Below are 22,807 nucleotides of genomic sequence, written 5' to 3' on the forward strand. Positions count from 1 at the left end.
CTCTTATTTTCCTCGCAAACGTTGTTGCCAGAGCAGCAACAGCACGAACACCGGTACCCCCAGCAAGGCCAGCAGCAGGCCGGCCGGCAGTTGCACCGGTGCGAACAGGCTGCGGCCGAGCCAGTCGGCCAGCAGGGTCAGCAGGGCGCCGTAGCCCATCACCGGCAGCGCCAGTTTGCCGGGCTGGGGCGGATGCAGAGCCCGGGCGAGATGGGGCGCCAGCAGGCCGACGAAGCCGAGGGTACCGGCCGCCGCCACCGCCATGGCGCTCAGGGCACAGGCCAGCAGCAGGCACAGGCTTTCCAGCAGGGCGACGGGGGTGCCCAGCATGCGGCTGCTCAGGGGGTCGAGCTGCAGCGGCGCCAGTTGCCGGCACAGCAGCCAGCCGGCGGGCAGCAGCAGCGCCGCCCAGCCCAGGGTGGTAAGCGCCGGGTCGCCGTGGCTGCCGGCGAAACTGCCCGCCAGCCAGGTCATCACCATGGCGATCTGCTGGCTGTCGGCCAGGATCAGCAGGCAGCCGATCAGGGCGCTCAGCAGGCTGCTCAAGCCGATTCCCATCAGGATCAGGGCCACCGCCGCCGTGCCCCGGCTCAACCACCACAGCAGGGCCGTGCTGGCCAGGCCGCCCAGCAGCCCGAGCAACGGCAGCCACTGGGGGGAAAGGCCGGGTATCAGCAGCAACGCCAGCACCACCGCCAGCGCCGCGCCCTGGTTGATGCCGATGATGCCGGGATCGGCCAGCGGGTTGCGGGACAGGGTCTGCAGCAGCAGCCCCGCCAGCCCGAGCCCGGCTCCCACCAGCGCCGCGGTCAGTATCCGAGGCAGGCGCAGCTCGCCGATCAGTTGCAACGTCAGGCCGCGATGCTCCGGCGCCAGTAGCAGCGACAGGGTGTCGACGCTGCCGTTGAGCAGACACCAGGCCAGCACCGGCGGCAGCAGCCACAGATAACCGTAATGACGCAGATGTCGCTTCACCGCTCGAGGTACCTCCGTCGCACCAGCCACAGGAACCAGGGCACCCCCAGCAGGGCCAGCGCCATGCCCGGCGGCAGCCGGTCCTGTTCGTCGACGGCCAGCACCAGGCCATCCGCCGCCGCCAGCAGGCCGGCGCCCAGCACCATGCTGCCGATCAGTTGCCGGTGCAACCGCTCGCCCAGCCAGAAACGGGCCATGTGCGGCACCACCAGGCCCACGAACAGGATGGGGCCGCTCACCGCCACCGAGGCCGCCGTCAGCAGCAGTACCACGGCCGACACCGCCAGCAGCACCAGCACCGGGTTCAGTCCCAGGCTGCGGGCGGTGTCGCCCCCGGTTTCCAGTATTTCCAGTGGCCGGCCGCACAGCAGCGCCAGCAGCAGGGCGGGAAAGACCAGGGCGGCCAGGGGGGGAAGCTGGGCCGGCACCACCAGCGACAGGGAGCCCGCCAACCAGAAGCGGATCACGTCCAGCGCGTGCTGATCCAGCAGCAGCAGCATGGTTCCCAGGCCGCCGAGCAGGGTGCTGAGCAGGGCGCCGAACAGCAGCAGGCTGTCGGCCGCCAGCCGGCCGGTGGCCAGCCTGACCACGCCGAACACCAGCACCATGGCCAGGGCGGCCCCGCCCAGGGCGGCCAGGCAGGCATGCCACAGGGTAAAGGGCAGGGGCGAGATCAGCAGGCACACCAGCCCCAGGGCCGCGCCCTGGTTCAGCCCGAGCAGGCCGGGGCTGGCCAGGGGGTTGTGGGTCAGCCGCTGCAGCAGGCAACCGGCGGTGCCCAGGGCCGCGCCGATCAGCAGGGCCGCCAACAGCCGGGGCAGCCGCAGTTCGGTCAGCACCAGGTAATCGACGGGCGACATCGCCTCGCCGCCACCCAACAGCCAGCGCCAGCCGGACCCGGCCAGGTTATCCCCGCCGAGCAGCAGGGCCAGCGGCAACAGCAGCAACACGGCCAGCGGCAGCCAACGCCGCCAGGGACTAACGGGGCGAGTAGTCATCGATAATCCGCTCCAGATCCATCAGCACCTTTTCCGCCGCCAGCGGGCCTATGCCCAGCATCCAGTAGCCGTCGTCCACCTCGTAGAGCCGTCCACCGAGCAACGACCAGAAGGCGGAATCCCGCCAGCGCCGGATCAGGGAGCCCTTCTCGGGGGCGTATTCGCTCAACAGTATGATATCGCCGTCCAGGGCCGCGATATGGCGCGGCGACGCCAGTTGCCGGGCGAAGCCGCCGCCCGCCTGGGACGCCGGCCGGTCCAGCCCGCAACGCGCCAGCAGGCTGCCGACGAAGGAATCGCGCAGGTACAGCCGGACGTGGGTCTGCATGGAGCGTACCAGCGACAGGGTGGGATGACCCTTGCGGGCATGGAGGGCGGCGATGCGCCGGCAGTGGGCATCGATGGCCGCCAGCCGCCGTTCCGCTTGCGGCTCGCGGTCGAGGGCCCGGGCAAACAGCAGGAAGTTCTCCGCCCAGCCGGCGCCGACGCTCTCGCTGAACACGGTGGGTGCCATGCCGGACAGCAGGGGATAAAGCCGGCCATGGCGCAGCCGGCTGCCCAGGATCAGATCGGGCTGCAGTTGCAGCAGCCGTTCCAGATCCGGCTCCTGCACCACCCCCAGCGACGCCGGCGGTACCGCCGGCGCCAGGTAGGCGGGAAACTGCCCGACCTGATAGGGGGTGGTGGCGGCGATGGGCGTCACCCCCAGCGCCAGGGCCATGTCCAGTTCGCCGGTATCCAGCACCGCCACCCGCCGGGGCTGTGCGGGCACGCAGCTCTCGCCCATGGCATGGGGCAAAAGGCGGCACCCGGCCGCCGTTTCGCCCCAGGCCGGCGGGTGCAGCAGCACCAGCAACGGCAGGAAAAAGCGCCTTACCACCGGTACTGGTAACCCAGCTTCAGGGTCGCGCCACTGGCGGGGATATGGCTGGTGTTCTTGCCGTCCCGCAACAACTGGCCATAGACATGGTAGTAGTCCTTGTTCAGCAGGTTTTCCACCCCCATGCTGAAGCCGTGCCGGCCCTGATCATAGCGGGTGCTGTAATCCAGGGTGGTGTAGCTGTCGACCTGGCGGCTGCCGAAGCCCACCTTGTCCTTGAAGGCGTCGTCCCGGGAGCCGCTGTAGTTGGCCTGCAACCGGTGCAGCCACTGCTCAAAGGGACGGTACTCCACATAGGCGCGCACCTGCAGCGGCGGGATACGGTAGCCGTTGAGCGCCTTCCACTCGCCCGCCGCCTCGTTGTAGCTCTCGCCTTCCATCCAGGTCAGCAGGCCGCCCAGTTGCCACTGTTCGTTGAGCCGGTGATCCAGGGTCGCTTCCACCCCGTAGATCCGTTCTTTCGCCCGGCGCTGGGCAAAGGCGAAGTCCTGAATCACTACCGGGCCCAGATCCGAGGTGCTGTAGAACAAGGCCAGGCTGCCCTGGGTATAGCCCCAGTCGCCCCGCCAGCCCAGCTCGTAGTTGTCGGTCTTGAGCGGCTTGAGCTCGGAGTCGTTCACGTTGAAGCCGGAGGGGGCGACGCGCAGCTGCAGCCCCAGATCCGGCAGCTCGAAGCCCTGGGAGAAGTTGCCGTAGAGTTCCATGCTGTCGGTCAGGCTGTATACCAGGCCGGCATTGAACAGGACGTCGTCGAAGCTGACGTCGCCGCCCTCGATGGCGTTGCCGCCCAGGGTGGTGAAGTCGTCGAAGGAGGCCTTGGCGTGCTCGTAGCGGGTGCCGGCCTCGCCGCGCAGGCGCTCGCTGAAGTCGTACTCCAGCTGGGCGAAGGCGCCAATATTGCGCTGGGTCAGCGGCGGCATGAACAACTGGTCTCCGGTATCGACGAACACCAGGCCGCCGCTGTTGTCGTAGGCCGCGATGTCATAGGTGGTCACCGGCATTTCCGATTTTTCCCGGCTCAGATCCAGCCCCCAGCGCAGCAGGGTATTGTCGTTCAGATCCGAGTTGATGGTCAGCCGGCTGCCGAGGGTTTCGCTGTCCAGGTAGGTCTGTGCCACATTGTTGCCCCAAGCGACAGCAGCAGATGAGGGCAAGGTACGGGAATCAAAGGGGGTGAAACGGGCGTGGTAGTCGCGGTAGTACAGCTGGGCGTCCACCACCCCCAGCGGGGTCTGGTCGGCATTCCAGGCCAGGTTCACCAGGCTGTTGCGGGTGCGGTTCTGCTCGTCCAGCTGCAGCCCGGAGATGGCCCTGGCCCGGACATCTCCCGGTGCCACGGCATTGACCGCCGGATCCGAGGCGTAATCGGTGTCCTGCTTGGCGTCGAGATAGTTGGCGGACAGGGTCAGGGTGCCGGCGTCGAGGTGCCAGCTGACCTTGCCGGCCAGGTTGAGGCTGTCGGTATCCGACAGGTCGCCCTGGCTGGGCTCGGGCGCAATGCGATCGCCATTGCCGTCAAAGGCCGCGCCCTGGTGTTCCCAGGCCAGGTTGAAACCGTAATCGAAGGTCTCGTTGCCGCCCCCCAGGGACTGTTCGCCGCGATAGCCCAGGCCGTCACCCGTCACCCTGGACAGGGAGCTCTGCACCCCCAGCTTGGTCACGGCTTCGCCCTTGTTGCGCCGGGTGATGATATTGACCACGCCACCGGCGGCGCCGCTGCCGTAGACGGCGCTGCCACCGCGCAGCACCTCGATGCGCTCGATATTGGCGGGGTCGATGTTCATCAGGTCGCGGCTGATGTTACGGCTGGTGTTCTGCGGAATACCGTCGATCAATACCAGCAGGTTGCGCCCGCGCAGGGTCTGGTTGAAGTTGGTCAGGGTCTGGCTGGCCGGCGCCATGCCCGGCACCGTCTTCGCCAGCACTTCCCCCAGGTTGCGGGCGGTTTGCAACTGGGTATCCAGCTGTTCGCGGTCGATCACCGTCACCGCATGGGCCAGCTCGCTCGCCTCCATGCCCTGGCGGGTGGCGCTGACCACCACCGTCTCCAGCTCGTAGGGTTCTGCCGCCTGGGCCACCACCGCCAGCGGGGCCGCCACCATCATCGCCAGCACCGGCGATACCTTGCTTATCTTGCTCATATAATCCTTGCTCTGTGCTGAAGGCCGATATCCATGGGCAGGCGAAGAGCGACCTTCCTCCTCTTCCGCCCGTCCTTTGCGATGGGTCAGAACGTCAAAAAGCCTTCCGGCATACGGGTGCGGCCGGGCAACCGAGCCCGGTCGATGAGGGCACCAAGGCGGCGGCGATGACGGAAGGGGAATGAAGGCGCGCTGTTCCTTGGCATAGAGAGGAAACCTTAAATCAAATGAGAATAATTTTTGTTTGAGCATTATTTTGTATTTGATTTTCTATTGCAATATGCAAGGGAACTTTTTTCTGATTTTGTGGACACCAAGGCTTGGGGTGCCATCCCGGTGTTTTCCGTACGCCCCCCTCATCCGATGGAGATCTTCCGATTTCCCGCCTAGGCTTTGAGTGGCGACAGCACCACACCCTCACCCCGATTGGCACGAGAGGCTTTCCCATGAAAGGCGACAAAAAGATCATTGAGTACCTGAACCAGGTCCTGACGGCAGAGCTGACCTCCATCAACCAGTATTTCCTCCATGCCCGTATGTTCAAGAACTGGGGGCTGAAAGAGCTGGATGAAAAAGAGTACAAAAAATCGATCAAAGACATGAAACAGGCCGATGCGCTGATCGAGCGGGTACTCTTCCTCGAGGGCTTGCCGAACCTCCAGAAGCTCGACCCGCTGCGTATCGGCGAGCACGCAGAAGAGATGCTGCAGTGCGATCTGGCCCTGGAGCTGGAACAGCTGACCCTGCTGCGCGAGGCCATCGCCTACTGCGAGTCCAAGGGGGACTATGTCAGCCGGGACATGCTGGAAGATATCCTCGAATATGAGGAAGAGTATGTCGACTGGCTGGAAACCCAGCAGGGGCTGATAGGGGACATCGGCATCAAGAACTATCTGCAGGCACAGATGTAGGGAGACTAGGGCATGAAAGGCAACAAGAAGGTCATCGACACCCTGAACCAACTGCTGGCCGGAGAGTTAACGGCCATGGATCAGTATTTTATCCATTCCCGCATGTATCAGGACTGGGGGCTAAACAAGCTGTACGAGCGTATCGATCACGAATTCGACGATGAAAAAGGCCATGCGGCGGCGCTGATCGAACGCATTCTGTTTCTGGAAGGGACGCCGGACATGACCCAGCGTGCCGGCCTGAAAATCGGAAAGAACGTTCCGCAGATGCTCAAAAACGACCTGCAGCTCGAATACGACGTCGACAAGGCATTGAAAAGCGCGATCAAGCTCTGTGAAGAGCAGAAGGATTACCAGAGCAGGGCCATCCTCGTACAGATGCTGGCCGATACGGAACAAGACCATGCCTACTGGCTGGAAAAGCAACTGGGCTTGATCGACAAGATCGGGCTGGAGAATTACCTGCAGTCACAGATGGGCTGACCGACAACGCACAGATGCGGGCGCGCCGCCCGCGCTCCAACGGAGCGGCGCCGCCTAATCTTCCCAACTCCAGCATTGAAATAAAAACAATTATCGTTAATATTTGTGCCAGATTCAGGCTGGTCCAATCCGGCCGCCCTTTTCCCGACGAGGACCCCATGCAGGCAAGCCCTTCCTTCCGGATCCCCCTGGCACTCCCTTCCCTGGCCGAAGAACTGGCCGAGCTGTCGGCCCGGCTGGGAGAAAGCGGCTGGTCGTGCGGCGCCGCCGACCCGGGTTGGACCCCGGCCGGGGCGTTGATGACGCCCGGCTCGGCGCTACTGGAAGGTTGGCTGGAACACGAGGGCAGCCATTACCCCGACACCGATCTCAAGACCCGCTGCGCTTTCCTGCTCGGCCGCTATGCCTGGTACCTGGCCCTGCCCCTGGCCGGGCTGCGGCTGCTGGGCGGGCGGCTGCCCGGATTCGGCCCGGCGCAGCTGGCGCTGAAGATGGAAGAGTACCAATGGCGGCACCAGGACCAGGAAGGCACCGCTCACCGCCTGCTGTTGCGCTTTGCCGACGGCTACCCGGCCGATGCCGGAGAAGAGACGGAGCGACGGCTGCGGCACGGGCTTGAGGAGCATATGACCCCGCTGGTGAGCCTGCTGCACCGGCGCTGCGGCCTGCCCGAACGCGGACTCTGGTGCCTGGTGGCGGACTCGGTGGCGCTGGCCTTCCTGCACGCGGGCCAGCGGCTCGGCTGCGAGGCGCGGGCCAGGGCCCTCGCCCTGGCCGTGCTCAAGGAGCCCGGCTCCCCGCTGTACAACCGCAAGACCGGCTTTGTCGACATCGTCCTGCCGGACCCGGACCACCCCGGACGCGAGCCGGTCCGGCGCAGCTTCCGCACCCGCGCCGGCTGCTGCCGTTTCTACACCACCCAGGGCGGCCGCTACTGCGCCACCTGCGTCAGGGAACACCCGGAAAACCGGGACCGGCGCCTGCGCGAACTGGTACGGGCTCAGTTGGCCGCGGACTGAGCGGCCTGTTCCAGGGCCTTGTCCAGCCCCCGCCACACCGCCTCGTGCTGGCAGTGGGCGATATTGATGCGCACATGGCTGTCCGCCTCGGGCTGGCGGCTGAAGTGCCGCCCCGGTGCCAACAGCAGGTTCTGCTCGGCGGCCAGGCTGGTGAGCCGGCCGGCACCAATGCCGTCCGGCAGCCGCAGCCAGCAGAAGAAGCCGCCCGCCGGGCGGTGCTCCACCCGGAATCCCATCGCCTCGAAGCGCCCCAGGGTCGGCTCCCGCACCTCGTCCAGCCGCCGACGCAACTGCTCCACATGGCGGCGATAGCGGCCGCCGGTGAGCAGTCGGTACATGATGGTCTCGGTGGAGGTGGGGGTGGACATGCCGGTGATCAGCTTGATGTCGGTCAGTTCGGCGATCATCGCCGGGTTGCCGGCGATAAAGCCGACCCGGAAGTCCGCCGACAGGGTCTTGGACAGGCTGCCCAGGTAGAGGGTGCGCTCGAACCCGGCCAGGCTGGCATAACGCAGGCTCTGCTGGGGGTCGAAATCGGCGTAGATGTCGTCTTCCAGCAGCCAGCAGCCGTGCTCGGCGAGCAGGCTCAGCACCTTGTAGGCCCGGCCGCGGCCGACGCTGGCCCCCACCGGGTTGCTCAGCACCGAGTTGGTGATATAGAGCACCGGCTGGTGCTCGGCCAGGGCCTGGCGCAGCAGCGCCAGATCCGGCCCTTCGAGCCGCCGGGGCACCGGCACCGGCACCGCCCCCATCAACCGCAGCAGGGTAAGGAAATTGTAGAAGCCGGGGTCGTCCACCAGCACCCGATCGCCGGGCCGCACCAGGGCGCGCAGCACCAGGTCCAGGCCGTGGGAAGCGCTGGCGGTCATCAGGATCTGAGACGGATCCACCTGGATATTGAGCTGCTCCAGCCGCAGCACCAGTTGGCTGCGCAGGGCGGGATGGCCCTGGGCGGTGCCGTATTCGGTGAGTGGCGCCGGCTGCCGGGCCAGCTCGCGCAGGGCGGAGCGGATGTCCTGATCCCCCAGCCAGTCCGCCGGCAGGCAGCCGCTGCCGGGCTTGTAGCGGAAGCGTTCGGTATCCATCACCTGGCGCAGCAGCGCCACCTCCTGGGCCATGGCGCTGGCGGAGGCATCCACCTCCAGCACCAGCCGGCGGGTTTGCGGGCTGCGCGCCACGTAAACGCCGCTGCCCTGGCGACTGACCACCAGGCCGGCGGCCACCAGCCGCTCGTAGGCGTCGGCCACGGTGAAGCGGCTCACTTCCAGTTGTTCGGCCAGGGCGCGGATCGAGGGCAGCTTTTCCCCAGGCTTCCAGCGCCCCTCGCCGATAGCCTGGGTGGCGTGGCGCACCAGCTGCTCCACGAAGGGCTGGTTGTCGGCCTTGTCGAAAGCCCAATCGGCGGCGGAAATTGTCATGGCGTGGCTACCTGTACACTCGGGTCATTTTTATAGGAAGTGTCCTGATTGTCCGGTAGTAAAGCGGCTAAGCTGGCCAAAAGCAAGCAACCGGAGTCCGCCATGAAGACCAGCAGCCAGCCTACCCTCGATACCCGCCCCCTGCTCGGCATGGCCTGGGGCCTGCTCGGGGTCATGACCTTTTCCGCCGGCCTGCCCGCCACCCGCATCGCGGTGCAGGAAATGCCGGCGCTGTTCGTGGGTGCCGGCCGAGCCGGCCTGGGCGGGGTGCTGGCCCTGCTGCTGCTGGCGGCGACGCGTCAGTCCCTGCCCAGCGGCCGCCAGTGGGCCCGGCTGGCGGTGGTGGCCGCCGGGGTGGTGTTCGGCTTTCCCATCCTCTCCTCCCTCGCCCTGGAGACGGTGTCGGCCACCCACAGCGTGCTGGTCACCGCCCTGCTGCCCCTGTGCACTGCCCTGGCCGGCGCCTGGCTGCACCGGCACCGGCCAAAGCCCGTCTTCTGGCTGTGCGCCCTGGCAGGCACGGCGCTGGTGCTGCTCTACGCCGGCCAGCAGGCCCAGGGCCATTGGCAGCTGGCGGATCTGTGGCTGTTGCTGGCCTGCGTGCTGTGCGGCCTGGGCTATGCGGAAGGGGCCCGGCTGACCCGGGAGCTGGGCAGCTGGCAGGTGATCTGCTGGGCGCTGGTGCTGTCGCTGCCGCTGCTGGCTCCGCTGATCTGGCTGAGCCGCCCCGAGCCGGCCCTCACCAGCCCGGCGGGCTGGCTGAGCTTTATCTACCTCGGCAGCTGCAGCATGTTCCTGGGCTTTTTCTTCTGGTACAAGGGGCTGGCCCTGGGCGGCGTGACCCAGGTCAGCCAGGTGCAATTGCTGCAGCCCTTCGGCGCCCTCTGGTTCGCCGCCCTGCTGCTGGGCGAGCCGATCTCGGCCCAGGCCATCTGGATCTGCCTGGCCGTGGTGGCCTGCGTGGCCCTGGGCCGGCGTTACGCCTGAGTCCACGGGGACAAGCCGCCCGGCTTCGGCGTATAATGGGCCTCGGTTCAAGCAGTACGGGGCCTCTGGTGAATACCCTCAAATACCTCGCCGGTTATCCGGAAAGCATCCAACTCCAGGCCGGCGAGCTGCTCGACAGCGGCCGGCTCGGCGGTTACCTGCAGCGCAAGTACCCGACCCGCCATCAGATCCAGAGCGACAGGGCGCTGTACGACTACATCAACGGCCTCAGGAACCAGTACCTGCGCAAGAGCCCGCCGCTCAGCCAGGTGCGCTACGACAGCAAGCTCAACGTGCTCAAACAGGCGCTCGGCATGCACACCTACCAGTCGCGGGTGCAGGGCAGCAAGCTCAAGGCCCACAACAGCATCACCGTCGCCGCCCTGTTCAGGGAGGCACCGCCGGAATTCCTGCGCATGATAGTGGTCCACGAGCTGGCCCACTTCAAAGAGAAGGAGCACAACAAGGCCTTCTACCAGCTGTGCTGCCATATGGAACCAACCTATCACCAACTGGAGCTGGACACCCGGCTCTGGCTGCTGTGGCGGGACCAGCAGAAGAGCGCCTGAAGCACCTTTATGGCGCAGAACTACCACTTTAGAGGTACTACTTTGGTGCAATAGGCCTTTTTCTGCACAGTGATCGTGCATTTCGTTGCAAAAGCGCCTTGATTTGGTGCTCCCGCCTCCGCCCACCGCTCAGCCATTTGGACACAATAGGCAATAAAAACAAGGCATTGCCAGCTTGGCATGATTCCGGCTTAGGTCCGTACAACATTATTGTCACGAGCTTAGCGAGAACACCCACATGTCTGCTTCCAAACTCAAACTATTGTCCTTCAGCGGCAACAGCCGCGTCCTGCATCTAACCTGGCTGGCGTTTTTCATCAGCTTCGTGGTCTGGTTCAACCACGCCCCCCTGATGGTGTTTATCCGCGACTCCATGGGGCTGACCAGCCAGCAGGTGTCCACCCTGCTGATCCTCAACGTGGCCCTGACCATACCGGCCCGCATCGTGGTGGGCATGCTGGTGGACAAATTCGGCCCGCGCGTCATGTATTCGCTGCTGCTGGGGATTTCCAGCCTGATCTGCTTCTTCTTCGCCCTGGCCCAGAGCTTTGAGCAGATGGCCCTGGCCCGCTTTATGCTGGGCTTTGTCGGTGCCGGCTTCGTCATCGGCATCCGCATGATTTCCGAGTGGTTTCCCGCCAAGCAGGTGGGCCTGGCCGAAGGCATCTACGGCGGCTGGGGCAACTTCGGCTCCGCCGCCGCCGCCATGGTGCTTCCGGCCATCGCCCTGCTGTTCGGCGGCGACAATGGCTGGCGCTACGCCCTGGGCCTGACCGGCGCCATCGCCCTGGTCTATGCCTTCATCTACTACTTCAGCGTGTCCGACACCCCCAAGGGCTCCACCTACTTCAAGCCCAAGAAGACCGGCGCCATGGAAGTGACCAGCAAGGGCGATTTCGTGCTCTACATCCTGATGAGCATCCCCCTGTACGCGGCCCTGGCCCTGCTCACCTGGAAGCTGTCGCCGGCCGGCGTGTCCCTGCTGTCCGCCACCGCCAGCCAGCTGATCTACGCCCTGCTGGCCGTGCTGTTCGCCTGGCAGCTGTATCACATCGTCAAGGTCAACAAGGACATCTTCCACAAGCCCGTGCCGGCCATCCATCGCTACAAGTTCAAGCAGGTGGCGGTGCTCAACCTGGGCTACCTGGCCACCTTCGGCGCCGAGCTGGCGGTGGTGTCCATGCTGCCGCTGTTCTTCAGCGACACCTTCGGCATCAGCGCGGTGCAGGCGGGCATACTGGCCTCGGCCTTCGCCTTTATGAACCTGGTGTCCCGTCCCTGCGGCGGCCTGTTCAGCGACCGGCTCGGCCGCAAACGGACCCTGACCCTGAGCCTGGCCGGCGCCGCCATGGGCTTTTTCCTGATGGGGCAGATGGACAGCAGCTGGCCGCTGGTGCTGGCGGTGCTGGTCACCATGGCCTGCTCCTTCTTCGTGCAGGCCGGCCAGGGCGCCGTGTTCGCCGTGGTGCCGCTGATCCAGCGCCGCCTCACCGGCCAGATCGCCGGCATGGCCGGCGCCTACGGCAACGTGGGCGGGGTGGTGTTCCTGACCGTGCTGTCCTTCGTCTCGCCCCAGGTGTTCTTCTGGGTGATCTGCACCGTGGCCGCCCTCACCATGGTGGTGGTGCAGCTGATGGACGAGCCGCGCGGCCAGATGGCGGAAGTGCTGCCCGACGGCACCGTGCAGATGATAGATGTACACTAAAACACCGCCCAGCAACCCAACCAGGGATACCCTTTGACCAACAGCCTCAAGGTGCGCTGCGGCCAGCACTCGCTGGCCGGGCGCAAGGCCGAAAACCAGGACGCCCTGGGCTTCTACGCCCCGGACAACCCCCAGTTGCTCGACGCCAAGGGCCTGGCCTGCGTGCTGGCCGACGGCATCAGCAGCAGCGACCAGGCCGCCCTGGCCAGCCAGTCGGCGGTGCGCGGCTTTCTCTCCGACTACTTCAGCACCCCGGACAGCTGGTCGGTCAAGCAGTCCGGCGCCAAGGTGCTCACCGCCATCAACCTCTGGCTGTGCAGCCAAGGCAGCCAGTTCCTGAACGAATCCCGCTCCGCCGCCACCACCTTCTCCGCCCTGGTGCTCAAGTCCACCACCGCCCACCTGTTTCACGTGGGCGACAGCCGCATCTACCTGTGGCGCAACGGCGATCTGGAACCCCTGACCCAGGATCACCGCATCCGCCTGGGTCAGGGCCGGGAATACCTGGCCCGGGCCCTGGGCGTGGACTACGGCCTGGAGATCGACTACAAGTCGCTGCCGGCCGAGCCCGGCGACCGCTTCCTGCTGCTGACCGACGGCGTCTACGAGTTCGTGCCCGATGCCGAGCTCAGGCAGTTGCTGCACCGGCATCCGGAGCCGGAAGCCTGCGCCGCCGCCATCTGCGAGGCGGCCCTGGCCGGCGGCAGCGACGACAACCTCAGCTGCCAGCTGCTGTGCATCGACGCCCTGCCGCGGCCGGAGATGGACGAGGTGGTCGCCCGCCTCACCGACCTGCCCTTTCCGCCCGAGCTGGAGCCGGGCATGGTGCTCGACGGCTACCGCATCCTGCGCGAGCTGCACGCCAGCTCCACCAGCCAGCTCTACCTGGCGGTGGACACCGAGGGCGGCGAGCAGGTGGTGCTCAAGACCCCCTCGGTCAACTTCGAGGACGATCCCGCCTACCTGGAGCGGTTCCAGCTGGAGGAATGGGTGGGCCGGCGCATCAACCATCCCCATGTGGTGCGGGTACTGGAGCAGCGCCGGCCCCGGCACTTTCTCTACTATGTGCTGGAATACCTGGAGGGCCGCACCCTGGAGCAGTTGCTGGACGACGAGGGCCCCCTGCCGCTGGAGCAGGTGCGTCGGCTGCTGCCCCAGCTGGTGGCCGGGCTGCGCGCCTTTCACCGGCTGGACATGCTGCACCAGGACCTCAAGCCCGGCAACATACTGGTGACCACGGAAGGGGTGGCCAAGATCATCGACTTCGGCTCCGCCCGCATCGCCGGCATCGCCGATATCGCCACCCCCATCGCCCGCAAGGCCCTGCTCGGCACCAAGCAATACACCGCGCCGGAATACCTGCTGGGCGAGCCGGTCGACGCCCGCGCCGACCAGTTTGCCCTGGGCTGCATCCTCTACCAGTTGCTCAGCGGCCGGCTGCCCTACGGCGAGCGGCTGGCCGCCGCCAGCGGCCGGGGCCAGCTCAACCGGTTGCGCTACACCTCCCTGCGCCAGTACCAGCCCCAGTTGCCCCACTGGGTCGACCGGGCCCTGGCCCGGGCGGTGGCGCTGTCGCCCGGCCAGCGCTACCCGGCCCTGTCCGAGCTGGAAGCCGACCTCAGAAAACCCAACCCGGCCTACCTGCGCGAGGAGCAGCTGCCGCTGGTGGAACGCCACCCCCTCGCCTTCTGGCGGGGGCTGTCGCTGTTGTTGCTGCTCGGCAATATCCTGCTGCTGGCATTGCTGCTGGGCGGGGCCTAGCCGCAGCTTCAGCCGCGGGAACCCGTCGGCAACGCAGGAACAGCGCCGTTCGACACCTTGGAGCGCAGGCGGCCCGCCTGCCTTCGCGCGCAGCGCGAACCCGAGGATTGGCTTACCACACCGCAGGTTTAACAGGCGCGAGGCAGGACAGGCATCGCAGATTGGGCTATGCCATCGCCCACCTCGGTGCCACCCTCATGCGGGCGGGCCGCCCGCGCCCCAAGAAACATCATGCTGGTCAATTTTTAAACTGAAGGGTACTCTGGTCACGCGCTCAGGGCACCACCAGCCGGTAGCCGATGCCCGGCTCGGTAAGCAGGATGCGGGGATGGGCGGGCTGGGCCTCCAGCTTCTGGCGCAGCTGGGACATGTGCACCCGCACATATTCGTGGTGCTCCACGTGGGCGGGGCCCCAGACCGCGCTCAGGATCTGGCGGTGGGTCACCACCTTCTCGGCGTGGCGCAGCAGGAACAACAGCAGCTTGTACTCGGTGGGGGTCAGGTGCAGCGGCTCGCCGCCCTTGCACACCCGCCGCGCCGCCGGATCCACGGTGATGTCCCCCAACTGCAGGGGCAGTTCGGCGTCCCGCCCGGGGCGGCGCAGGGCCACCCGGATCCGCGCCAGCAGTTCCTGGGCACCGAACGGCTTGGTCAGGTAGTCGTCGGCGCCGGCGTCCAGGGCCTCCACCTTTTCCGCCTCCCGCTCCCGCGCCGAGATCACGATCACTGGCATCGCGGACCAGGCTCTCAGCTCGCGCAGCAGCGCCACCCCGTCCATGTCGCCCAGGCCCAGGTCCAGCAGCACCAGATCCGGGGTACGGCCACTCAGGCAGCGCAACCCCTCGGCGCCGCCGGCCGCCGCCTCCACCCCGTACTGGTGGCTGCGCAGCAGGGTCTGCAGAAAACGGGCCATGGAGGCGTCGTCTTCGATGATCAGGATATGGGGCTGGTTGGCCGTCATGCTGCTTTTCTCCAGGCCGGCCACACCAGGCGGGCCGTCATCGTGTGTCCGTCATCACTCTCGGTCAGGTAGAAGGCGCCCTGATGCAGGTCCGCCACCGCCCGGCAGATGGGCACGCCCAGGCCGGCGCCGCCGTCCCGCTGCAACCGGACCGCCCGGCCACCGCAACCGTTGCTCAGGGTAAAGGCGTAGAGTTCGCCGTGCCAGTGCCCTTCCAGCCGGAAGGGCGCCTGGCCGTGGCGCACCGCGTTCTCCAGCATGTTGGCCAGGGCGATCTCCAGCAGGGTGGCGTCGCCCTGCACCGGGGTGTCGTCGTCGATGGTAAAGTCGAAGCGCACCTCGTCGAACAGGTTGCCACGCCGGCGCAGGGCGGCACTGACCACCTCCTCCGGCATCACCACCTGCAGGCTCGGCTGCTCCTGGCGCTGCACCCGGTTGAGCTCCATCACCTTGTCGAAATGGCTGCTCAGCACCCGGCTCTGCTGGTAGATGGCCTCGGCGATCTCCCGGTATTCCGCCTCGCCCAGGCGCACCTGGGGGTCCGCCAGCATGCTGGCGTTGCCCATGATGCTGGCCAGCGGCGTGCGCAGATCGTGGGACAGGGAGCGCAGCAGGGCGTTGCGGCCGCTGGCCAGCTCCGCCTCCAGCCGGGCCTCCTGCTCGGCCCGGGCCAGCCGGCCCCGGGTCAGGGACTGGCCCAGCAACGAGGCCGCCACCCGCAGCAGGGTGCGGTTGGCCTTGTAGGGGCCGGTGGCGCAGCAGAGGTAGGCCACCAGCCGTTGCTTGTCGAACACCGGCAGCGCCTCGCCCTCTGCCGGCGGCTCGGGGTGGATGCTGACCGGGCTGCCCAGCCGGCGGCCCAGCAGCTGGGTCACGAACTCGTACATGGCTTCGGGCCGGCCGTGCCCGGGCAGGCCCCGGGCCAGCAGGAACATGCCCCTGAGCTGGCGCAACAGCTGGCGCACCCGCTCCAGCCGGCCGCGCAACTGGCCGCTGAGCCGGCTGATCAGCAGGCCCACCGCCAGCATGACGGCGAAGGTGAGCAGGTAGTCCAGGTTGTGCACGTGCAGGGTGTAGTAGGGCTCGACGAAGAGCACATCGAACAGCAGCACGCTCAGCACCGTGGCCAGGCTGGCGCGGCGGCTGCCCTGGCGCACCGCTATTACCGCCACCACCAGCAGCAGCGCCATGGCGATGTCGGTGGTGGTGAGCCAGCCCCGCAGCGGCAGCAACAGCAGCACTGCCAGCAGGGGGCCGCCCAGGCTCACAAGCCAGGGCGGCAGACGTGGATTATCCCAGGGCAATACGGCCTCCCGCATAGCGCAGCGGACGCTCCGGGTTGCCCGCCAGGGCGGTAAACAGATACACCGGGCTCAGCTTGCCAATCATCATGACTGCCATGATGAGCACTTTGCCCCCCGGACTCAACTCCCCGGTCATGCCCGTCGACAACCCCACCGTGCCCAGGGCCGAGATCAGCTCGAAGATCATCGCGAAGGGATCCGCCCCGGGCATCAGGTAGAAGGCCAGCAGGGTCACCAGCAGCAACAGGATCAGGGTGATCACCAGGATGCCGGCGGCCCGCAGCATGTACTCCACCCCCAGCATCCGACCCAGCATGCGGGTTTCGGTGCGGCCCTGCAGGGCCGCCACCACCCCGGTGATCAGCAGCACGAAGGTGGTGACGCGGATGCCGCCGGCGGTGGAGCCGGGGCCGGCGCCGATCACCATGTTGAGCATCAGCCAGCTCTGCCCGGCCGGGCTCATGGCGGCGATGTCCAGGCTGTTGAAGCCGGCGGTGCGGGCGGTGGCGTTCTGGAAGAAGGCGTGCAGCAGGCGTTCCCGCCAGCCCAGCCCGGCCAGGCTGTGGTCCTGTTCGAACAGCAGCAACAGCAGGGTACCCACCATCAACAGGGTCAGGGTGGCCCAGAGCACCAGCCGGGTATGGACGCTGCGGCAACGGCGCAATACCAGCAGTTCGAACAGCACCGCGAAGCCCAGGCCGCCGATGATAAAGCCCGCTGCGTGGGCCAGCAGCATCCAGCCCGGCGACACCGACATCAGGGAGTCGCCGAACAGGGCGAAGCCGGCATTGTTGAAGGCCGACACCGCATGGAACAGGCTGGTGCCCAGGCCCTGCTGCCAGCCCAGCAGCGGCACCCAGTGCAGGGCGAACAGCGCCGTCAGCACCGTTTCCACCCCCAGGCTGAACAGCAGGGAGAAGCGGAGCACGTCCGACAGCCGCAGATCCGGCCCCACCTGCCAGAAGGAGCTGAGCATGGCCTGGTTGCGCAGCCCCACGCTGGCGTTGAACGACAGCATGGCCGCCGCCCCCAGGGTCATGTAGCCCAGTCCGCCGAGCTGGATCAGCAAGCCGATGATGATCTGGCCCAGGGCCGAATAGTCGCTGCCGGTATCCACCACCACCAGGCCGGTAACGGTGACCGCCGACACGGCGGTGAACAGGGTGTCGAGCCAGCCCACCGGCGTGACCCGGGCCGCGGGCAACAGCAGCAGCAGGCTGCCGGCCAGGGCCAGCGCCAGGTAGCCCTGCAACAGCAGCAGCGCCGGCGAGCCCAGCCGTTTGTGGGTCAGGACAAGCTGCGCAGACATGCTTCCAGTTGCTCCTCGCCGGCCAGTAACAGCAGCTTGTCACCCGGCTGCAGCCGGCCCGCCTGGGCCAGTTGCTCGGGCTGGTAGTCCTTGTAGCGGGACAGGGACAGCAGCTTCACCTGGTGCCGCCCGAGCAGGGACATGATGTTGCGCTCGATATGGGCCGAGGTGACCTCGATCTCGGCCACCACCTGGCCGGTGGACAGCACTTGGCGGCTGCACAGCTCCGGGTGGCCCAGCCAGGCCGCCACCATCTCGCCCATGGCCTGCTCCGGGTTGATGGCCCGGCTCACGCCCATCTTCAGCGCCAGCTTGTGGTGATAGCTGTCGCGGGTCTTGCACCAGATCGCCTCCACCCCCGCCTCCTTCAGGTTGAGGATGGTGATCAGGCTGCTCTGCAGATCGGTGCCGATGGCCACCACCACCGCGAAGAACTGCCGCCAGTCGATACTGGCGGTCACCTTGGGGTCTGTGCCGTCGGCGATGATGGCCTCGGCCACATCATCGGCGATGGCGTGCACCCGCCCCTGATCCGAGTCCATCGCCATCACCTCCAGGCCGGCGCCCCGCGCCGCCCGGCAGAAGGCCGAGCCGAACCGGCCCAGGCCGATCACCGCAATACGTTTTTTTGCCATGGTTTGAAGTCTCCGTAAGCCATGAGCCAAGCCTACGAAAACACGCATAAGGAGGGTGTTTAGATTGCGGGGACGGATATAAAGAAACTGTAAAGACATGGGCCGGCCAGGACGACCCATGTCCGCCGGCGGACGCTCAGCCCGCTTCCCGGTAGCCCGTCATCTGGACCAGCCCCTCGCCCAGGGCCCGCATGTCGTAGCCGGTGGGGGTCTGGTGCACCCGCAGCCCGAACTCGGGCAGCACCGCGAAGATATGGTCGAAGATGTCGCCCTGGATGCCCTCGTATTCCACCCACTTGGTGGTGTTGGTAAAGGCGTAGATCTCCATGGGCACGCCGTTCGAGCCCGGCTCCAGCTGGCGCACCATCAGCGTCATCTGCTGGTGGATGTGCGGATGGGCCCGCAAGTAGGCGTTGAGATAGGCGCGAAAGGTGCCCAGGTTGGTCAGCCGGCGACCGTTGACCAGGGACGACAGATCCGCCTGCTGCTCGCTGTTGTGGCGGCCCAGCTCCTGCACCTTGTCGTCCAGGTAGGGGGCCAGCAACTGGGCCTTGTGCAGCCGCTTCAGTTCGCTTTCATCCAGGAAGTGCACGCTGCTGGCATCCAGGTGCAGGCTGCGCTTGATGCGCCGGCCGCCGGACTCGCTCATGCCGCGCCAGTTCTTGAAGGAGTCGGCGATCAGCGCATAGGTGGGAATGGTGGTGATGGTGTTGTCCCAGTTGCGCACCTTGACCGTGGTCAGGGCGATGTCGATCACCTCGCCGTCGGCGCCGTACTTGGGCATCTCCAGCCAGTCGCCCACCGACAGCATGTTGTTGGCGGAGAGCTGGATGCCGGCCACCAACCCCAGTATGGGATCCTTGAACACCAGCATGGTCACGGCGGTCATGGCGCCCAGGCCGCTGAACAGGATCACCGGCGACTTGCCGATCAGCACCGACACCATCAGGATGACGACCAGGATGGCGCCCACCAGCTTGATGCCCTGGAACAGGCCGCGCAGGGGCAGGTTGCGGGCGGTGCGCGACTGCACCGAGATATCCAGCAGGGCGTCGAGCAGGGAAAACAGCGACAGCAGGCCGAACAGCAGTATCCACAGGTGGGCGAGGGTCTGGATCACCGCCAGGGTGAGGCCGCCACCGCTCAGCCAGAGCCCGGCCTGCACATGGATGATGACCCCCTGCAGGGTGAAGGCCAGACGGTTGAACAGCTTGCTGTCGAACAGCACCCGCTTCCACCAGTGGCGGGAGCGCCGGGCCAGCGTCTCCACCGCCCGGAGCACCAGCCGGTGCAACACCAGGTGAATGATGACCGAGGTGGCCAGGATAAAACCCAGCACCAGCAGCAAGGCAATGAGATCGGAAAATTCCAGTTGATAGGCTTCCAGCCAGTTCATGACTTGCGCCTGCATACACGACTCCCGTTGTTATGGTGGTGTGACCGCCGGCCCGTAGGCGTAGGGGCCGCCGGCCTTGAGCGCGCGCAGGTAGGCAGGCCTGGCCTGCAGCTGCGCCACATAGTCCCGGATACGGGGATACTGCCCGCCCATGCCGGTCCGGCTCAGGGCCGCCTCCAGCGGAAAGCTCAGCTGGATGTCGGCGGCGCCGAAGCGCCCGTCCACCAGCCAGTCGTGGCAGGAAAGGTGATCCTCCACAAAGTCGAGATGGGTCTTGATCTGTTGCCGCAGGAAGGCCTTGTCCACCTCCGTCACTATCCTGTTGACCAGGGGCCGGACGAAGAAGGGCACCGGCGCCGCCTTGACCCTGTCGAACACGTAGCGCATCAAGAGCGGCGGCATCAGCGAGCCCTCGGCGTAATGCAGCCAGTACACATAGTCCCACCAGGCGGGGGAGTCCGCCGCCGGCAGCAGGGCTTCCCGGCCATAGGTCTGGGCCAGGTAGTCGACGATGGCGCCGGACTCGGCCAGGGTCAGGTCGCCGTCGGTGATCACCGGCGCCTTGCCCAGTGGATGGACCTTTTTCAGGCTTTCCGGCGCCAGTTGGGTTTCTTTATCCCGTTCATGATGCTGGACCCGGTATTCCAGTCCCAGTTCCTCCAGCAGCCAGAGGATGCGCTGGGAACGGGAGTTGTTCAGATAATGCAGGGTTATCATCTTAATCCCCCCTGATAATCCACTGTCGAAAAAGCAGGTTTCCATACTGACACAGGTCGGGAGCGGCTTCATCCGAGTTCTGCCTCTTGGTCCGCGCTGGCCGGGTACAAAGGATCGTAAACCGGCGCTAAGGGAAGCCGCCGGCCCGCCCTGCTTCGGGGCCGTCATTCCCTGACCAGTCGTGGGGCTGGTGGACATGTCCATGTCGTTTTTAAGCAACCGCCCGGAGTCAAACTGCTCAAAAATGCGGGAATCAGGGAGAAAGCGGGGTTCCCTCCCGAAACAGGGTACGCCATCGACGATCATCCGCAGATGGGCTTGTTGTAAATCCGATAGTGAAGCAAAATATTTCCGGCTTCGATAAGAACTCGGCACCGCACCTTAATTACAGTGACCCCGCCGATGGAACGGCACAGGGTAAGGATCCCCTATTCAATACCGCAGTGAATCATTCACAGGGAGAAAGGAATATGAACGGCTCCGCAACATCCATCGGCGGCCCATCGCCGGGCTCGTCACCCAGGCTGCCCCGTCATTCTCGCTCCGCCGCACACCGGGATCCCAAAAGAACCCAACCATTCCCAAATTCGGGCACGATAGTTGTTTAAAAAACATCCGCTCGGGCACGAAGGCGCTCCGCCGCTCCCGCCGTTCTACTTACGGAGTCCAGTTCAATGACCAGCATTAAAACCAAACTGCTCGCGGCTTTTCTCTGCACCACCCTGTTGCCGGTGATCGTGGTCGTGGCGCTGACGCTGCGCAACGTCAACCTGGACGCCAAGCAGCGCTTCGCAGAAGCCAGCAGCCTCGACATCGCCATCGTCGATCAGGCCTTCGGCAACTTCTTCGACACCATGGGCCACGTGGTGTCGATGATGGCGGACTATCCGATCCTGAGCCAGACGCACGAAGGCGCCATCAGCACCTATTTCAACGAGGGCCGCAAGCCCGCCGAGGTCGCCATGGCCAACGGCGGCCGCGAGCAGCGGCTGTTCGAACTGTTCAGCGCCATCGGCAACAACAACCCGACCCTGGGGTACGTCTATATGGGCGACCGGCACGGCGGCTATCTGGAATGGCCCGGCAGCGACAACTACGGCAACTGGGATCCGCGCAAGCGCCCCTGGTTCGACCTGGGTCGCGACGGCAACTACCAGCTGGTACGGCGCGACGGCTATTACTGGGAGGGTGACGATTCGGTCTATGTCTCCCTGCTGAAAGGCTTCCAGGACGAGCGCGGCGACTTCGAGGGGGTGGTGGCGATCGACGTTTCGCTGAAGGCGCTCACCGACATGGTGCAGCGGATCCGTTTCGGCGAGACCGGCTTTATCATGATCGTCGAAGGCAACGGCAATGTCCTGGTCGATGGCGGCAATCCGGCCAACAACTTCAAGCCCCTGGCCGAACTCGAAAACTTCAAGGCGCTCGGGGCGCAGCAAGCCGGCCTGGCCGAAGTCTCCATCGACGGGGTCGACTATATGGCCAATGTCTACCAATCACCCGGACTGGGCTGGAAGTTCGTCGGTTTTATGCAGCGCGACGAAGTGTACGCCGGCGCGCAGCAACTGACGCGGACCACCCTGATCGTCAGCCTGGTGCTGGTGCTGCTGTTCGGGGTTCTGGGACTGGTGATCGCCGGCCGTATCGTCAATCCGATCAATGCGGTCAAGGGCCGTTTGAAAACCATCGCCGAGGGCGAAGGCGACCTCACCACCCGGCTCGATGTCGACAGCCGGGACGAAACCGGCGAGCTGGCGCGCTGGTTCAACCAGTTCGTGGCCTCGACCCAGCACCTGGTGAGCGCCATCAAGGAAACCTCGACCAGCATGGACCGGGTTTCGGCGCGCACCAACGCCAGCGCCAGCCAGATGGCCGACGCGATCGGGCACCAACGCGACTCCCTGGAGCAGATCGCCACCGCCGTGACCGAAATGGCCTCGACCGCCAACGAGGTCGCCCGCAACTGCAACGACACCGCCGACGTGTCTAATCGGAGCCTCGACGCGACCCGCGACGGCAAGGAGATCATCGACCGCAGCGCCACCGGCGTCGGCCGGCTGGGTGAAAGCATCCGCCAGGCGAACACCGTTATCCTCGAACTGGAGAAGGAGACCGGGAACATCAACGATATCATCTCCACCATTCAGGATATCGCCGGTCAGACCAACCTGCTGGCCCTGAATGCCGCCATAGAGGCGGCCCGCGCCGGAGAGCAGGGCCGCGGCTTCGCGGTGGTCGCCGACGAAGTCCGGACCCTGGCCAACCGCACCCAACAGTCGACCGAGGAGATCAACAACATCCTCGGCCTGCTGGTCAGCCGTACCCGGACGGTTTCCGTGACCATGGAACGCAGCCTCGGCGAGTCCGACGCCGCCATCGCCCTGTCCGATGAGACGAGGCAGGCGTTCGAAGCCATAGAGACCTCGGTCGAGCAGATCCGGGACATGACGACCCAGATCGCCAGCGCCGCCGAAGAGCAGCAACTGGTGACCGAAGACATCAACCGGAACATCCTGGCGATCAGCGAGTCGGCCAACCGGCTGCAGGAGATGTCCACCGACGTCGAAGGCGCCTACGGCGAGCAGACCGGCCTCAGCCGCCAGTTGACGCAACTGGTATCGAGCTTCAGAACCTGATG

The 22,807-nt window shown here is 66.0% G+C and carries 19 protein-coding genes; 8 read left to right on the forward strand and 11 right to left on the reverse strand.

Going from position 1 to position 22,807, the window contains the following annotated elements; all coding sequences use genetic code 11:
* Positions 1–3: 3 nt before the first annotated feature.
* From AN401_RS17555 to AN401_RS17570, 4 genes are read right to left on the reverse strand one after another with little or no spacing between them, the layout of a single operon-like run.
* Positions 4–975: a FecCD family ABC transporter permease gene (locus tag AN401_RS17555; RefSeq protein WP_157772317.1), complete on the reverse strand. Its 972-nt coding sequence runs from the start codon at positions 973–975 to the stop codon at positions 4–6.
* Positions 972–1,973 (reverse strand): FecCD family ABC transporter permease, encoded by a 1,002-nt coding sequence (locus tag AN401_RS17560; protein WP_096780065.1) that lies wholly within the window; start codon positions 1,971–1,973, stop codon positions 972–974. The genes AN401_RS17555 and AN401_RS17560 overlap by 4 nt, the downstream gene beginning before the upstream one ends.
* A complete protein-coding gene (locus AN401_RS17565) occupies positions 1,954–2,853 on the reverse strand; it encodes an ABC transporter substrate-binding protein (RefSeq protein WP_157772319.1) in 900 nt (299 codons plus the stop codon). Before AN401_RS17565 ends, AN401_RS17560 begins: the two co-directional genes overlap by 20 nt.
* Positions 2,847–4,994, reverse strand: a complete 2,148-nt coding sequence (locus tag AN401_RS17570; RefSeq protein WP_157772321.1) for a TonB-dependent receptor — start codon at positions 4,992–4,994, stop codon at positions 2,847–2,849. The genes AN401_RS17565 and AN401_RS17570 overlap by 7 nt, the downstream gene beginning before the upstream one ends.
* Before the next feature lie 446 nt (positions 4,995–5,440).
* On the opposite strand from AN401_RS17570, the gene bfr (AN401_RS17575) reads away from it, so the two are divergent.
* The 3 genes from bfr (AN401_RS17575) (at position 5,441) to AN401_RS17585 (ending at position 7,407) form a co-directional block, all read left to right on the forward strand.
* Entirely contained in the window at positions 5,441–5,905 is a 465-nt protein-coding gene (gene bfr, locus AN401_RS17575) for a bacterioferritin (protein WP_096780068.1), read from the forward strand.
* 12 nt (positions 5,906–5,917) lie between these two features.
* Complete coding sequence (gene bfr, locus AN401_RS17580; protein WP_096780069.1) at positions 5,918–6,388, forward strand: bacterioferritin; 471 nt, start codon at positions 5,918–5,920, stop codon at positions 6,386–6,388.
* 158 nt (positions 6,389–6,546) lie between these two features.
* Positions 6,547–7,407, forward strand: coding sequence for a (2Fe-2S)-binding protein (locus AN401_RS17585; RefSeq protein WP_096780070.1), 861 nt, complete (start codon positions 6,547–6,549; stop codon positions 7,405–7,407).
* On the opposite strand, the gene AN401_RS17590 is transcribed toward AN401_RS17585, so the two are convergent.
* A complete protein-coding gene (locus tag AN401_RS17590) occupies positions 7,389–8,825 on the reverse strand; it encodes an aminotransferase-like domain-containing protein (protein WP_094039591.1) in 1,437 nt (478 codons plus the stop codon). The two genes, AN401_RS17585 and AN401_RS17590, sit on opposite strands and share 19 nt — an antisense overlap.
* Before the next feature lie 102 nt (positions 8,826–8,927).
* Between AN401_RS17590 and AN401_RS17595 the strand changes: the two genes are divergently transcribed.
* The 4 genes from AN401_RS17595 to AN401_RS17610 all read left to right on the forward strand — a co-directional run bounded on the left by AN401_RS17595 (position 8,928) and on the right by AN401_RS17610 (position 13,847).
* Positions 8,928–9,812: a DMT family transporter gene (locus AN401_RS17595; protein WP_096780071.1), complete on the forward strand. Its 885-nt coding sequence runs from the start codon at positions 8,928–8,930 to the stop codon at positions 9,810–9,812.
* Positions 9,813–9,880: 68 nt separating this feature from the next.
* Positions 9,881–10,381, forward strand: coding sequence for a M48 metallopeptidase family protein (locus tag AN401_RS17600; RefSeq protein ID WP_094039588.1), 501 nt, complete (start codon positions 9,881–9,883; stop codon positions 10,379–10,381).
* A gap of 238 nt (positions 10,382–10,619) precedes the next feature.
* Positions 10,620–12,086, forward strand: coding sequence for a NarK family nitrate/nitrite MFS transporter (locus AN401_RS17605; RefSeq protein ID WP_094039587.1), 1,467 nt, complete (start codon positions 10,620–10,622; stop codon positions 12,084–12,086).
* A 33-nt stretch (positions 12,087–12,119) separates the two neighbouring features.
* On the forward strand, positions 12,120–13,847 hold the full coding sequence (locus AN401_RS17610) for a bifunctional protein-serine/threonine kinase/phosphatase (RefSeq protein WP_096780072.1): 1,728 nt from the start codon (positions 12,120–12,122) through the stop codon (positions 13,845–13,847).
* 274 nt (positions 13,848–14,121) lie between these two features.
* Here the strand turns inward: AN401_RS17610 and AN401_RS17615 are convergent, their stop codons facing one another.
* The 6 genes from AN401_RS17615 to AN401_RS17640 all read right to left on the reverse strand — a co-directional run bounded on the left by AN401_RS17615 (position 14,122) and on the right by AN401_RS17640 (position 20,169).
* Positions 14,122–14,808 (reverse strand): response regulator, encoded by a 687-nt coding sequence (locus AN401_RS17615; RefSeq protein ID WP_094039606.1) that lies wholly within the window; start codon positions 14,806–14,808, stop codon positions 14,122–14,124.
* Positions 14,805–16,112 carry a DUF4118 domain-containing protein gene (locus tag AN401_RS17620; RefSeq protein ID WP_094039605.1) on the reverse strand — a complete coding sequence of 436 codons (1,308 nt, stop codon included), beginning with the start codon at positions 16,110–16,112 and terminating at the stop codon, positions 14,805–14,807. Before AN401_RS17620 ends, AN401_RS17615 begins: the two co-directional genes overlap by 4 nt.
* Complete coding sequence (locus AN401_RS17625) at positions 16,099–17,421, reverse strand: TrkH family potassium uptake protein (protein WP_094039585.1); 1,323 nt, start codon at positions 17,419–17,421, stop codon at positions 16,099–16,101. The genes AN401_RS17620 and AN401_RS17625 overlap by 14 nt, the downstream gene beginning before the upstream one ends.
* Complete coding sequence (locus AN401_RS17630; protein ID WP_096780073.1) at positions 17,400–18,056, reverse strand: potassium channel family protein; 657 nt, start codon at positions 18,054–18,056, stop codon at positions 17,400–17,402. Before AN401_RS17630 ends, AN401_RS17625 begins: the two co-directional genes overlap by 22 nt.
* Before the next feature lie 136 nt (positions 18,057–18,192).
* Positions 18,193–19,467 (reverse strand): mechanosensitive ion channel family protein, encoded by a 1,275-nt coding sequence (locus tag AN401_RS17635; RefSeq protein WP_096780074.1) that lies wholly within the window; start codon positions 19,465–19,467, stop codon positions 18,193–18,195.
* A gap of 15 nt (positions 19,468–19,482) precedes the next feature.
* A complete protein-coding gene (locus AN401_RS17640; RefSeq protein WP_096780075.1) occupies positions 19,483–20,169 on the reverse strand; it encodes a glutathione S-transferase in 687 nt (228 codons plus the stop codon).
* A 674-nt stretch (positions 20,170–20,843) separates the two neighbouring features.
* Here AN401_RS17640 and AN401_RS17645 point away from each other — a divergent pair.
* Positions 20,844–22,805, forward strand: a complete 1,962-nt coding sequence (locus AN401_RS17645; RefSeq protein WP_096780076.1) for a methyl-accepting chemotaxis protein — start codon at positions 20,844–20,846, stop codon at positions 22,803–22,805.
* Positions 22,806–22,807 lie beyond the last annotated feature (2 nt).

Source organism: Zobellella denitrificans, assembly GCF_002407485.1.
GTDB classification, from domain to species: domain Bacteria; phylum Pseudomonadota; class Gammaproteobacteria; order Enterobacterales; family Aeromonadaceae; genus Oceanimonas; species Oceanimonas denitrificans.

Coding starts and splice junctions, on each gene's coding strand:
- AN401_RS17560 (WP_096780065.1), bottom strand. CDS start 1,973: ATGACTACTCGCCCCGTTAGTCCCTGGCGGCGTTGGCTGCCGCTGGCC.
- AN401_RS17570 (WP_157772321.1), bottom strand. CDS start 4,994: ATGAGCAAGATAAGCAAGGTATCGCCGGTGCTGGCGATGATGGTGGCG.
- bfr (WP_096780068.1), top strand. CDS start 5,441: ATGAAAGGCGACAAAAAGATCATTGAGTACCTGAACCAGGTCCTGACG.
- bfr (WP_096780069.1), top strand. CDS start 5,918: ATGAAAGGCAACAAGAAGGTCATCGACACCCTGAACCAACTGCTGGCC.
- AN401_RS17585 (WP_096780070.1), top strand. CDS start 6,547: ATGCAGGCAAGCCCTTCCTTCCGGATCCCCCTGGCACTCCCTTCCCTG.
- AN401_RS17590 (WP_094039591.1), bottom strand. CDS start 8,825: ATGACAATTTCCGCCGCCGATTGGGCTTTCGACAAGGCCGACAACCAG.
- AN401_RS17595 (WP_096780071.1), top strand. CDS start 8,928: ATGAAGACCAGCAGCCAGCCTACCCTCGATACCCGCCCCCTGCTCGGC.
- AN401_RS17605 (WP_094039587.1), top strand. CDS start 10,620: ATGTCTGCTTCCAAACTCAAACTATTGTCCTTCAGCGGCAACAGCCGC.
- AN401_RS17615 (WP_094039606.1), bottom strand. CDS start 14,808: ATGACGGCCAACCAGCCCCATATCCTGATCATCGAAGACGACGCCTCC.
- AN401_RS17625 (WP_094039585.1), bottom strand. CDS start 17,421: ATGTCTGCGCAGCTTGTCCTGACCCACAAACGGCTGGGCTCGCCGGCG.
- AN401_RS17630 (WP_096780073.1), bottom strand. CDS start 18,056: ATGGCAAAAAAACGTATTGCGGTGATCGGCCTGGGCCGGTTCGGCTCG.
- AN401_RS17635 (WP_096780074.1), bottom strand. CDS start 19,467: ATGCAGGCGCAAGTCATGAACTGGCTGGAAGCCTATCAACTGGAATTT.
- AN401_RS17640 (WP_096780075.1), bottom strand. CDS start 20,169: ATGATAACCCTGCATTATCTGAACAACTCCCGTTCCCAGCGCATCCTC.
- AN401_RS17645 (WP_096780076.1), top strand. CDS start 20,844: ATGACCAGCATTAAAACCAAACTGCTCGCGGCTTTTCTCTGCACCACC.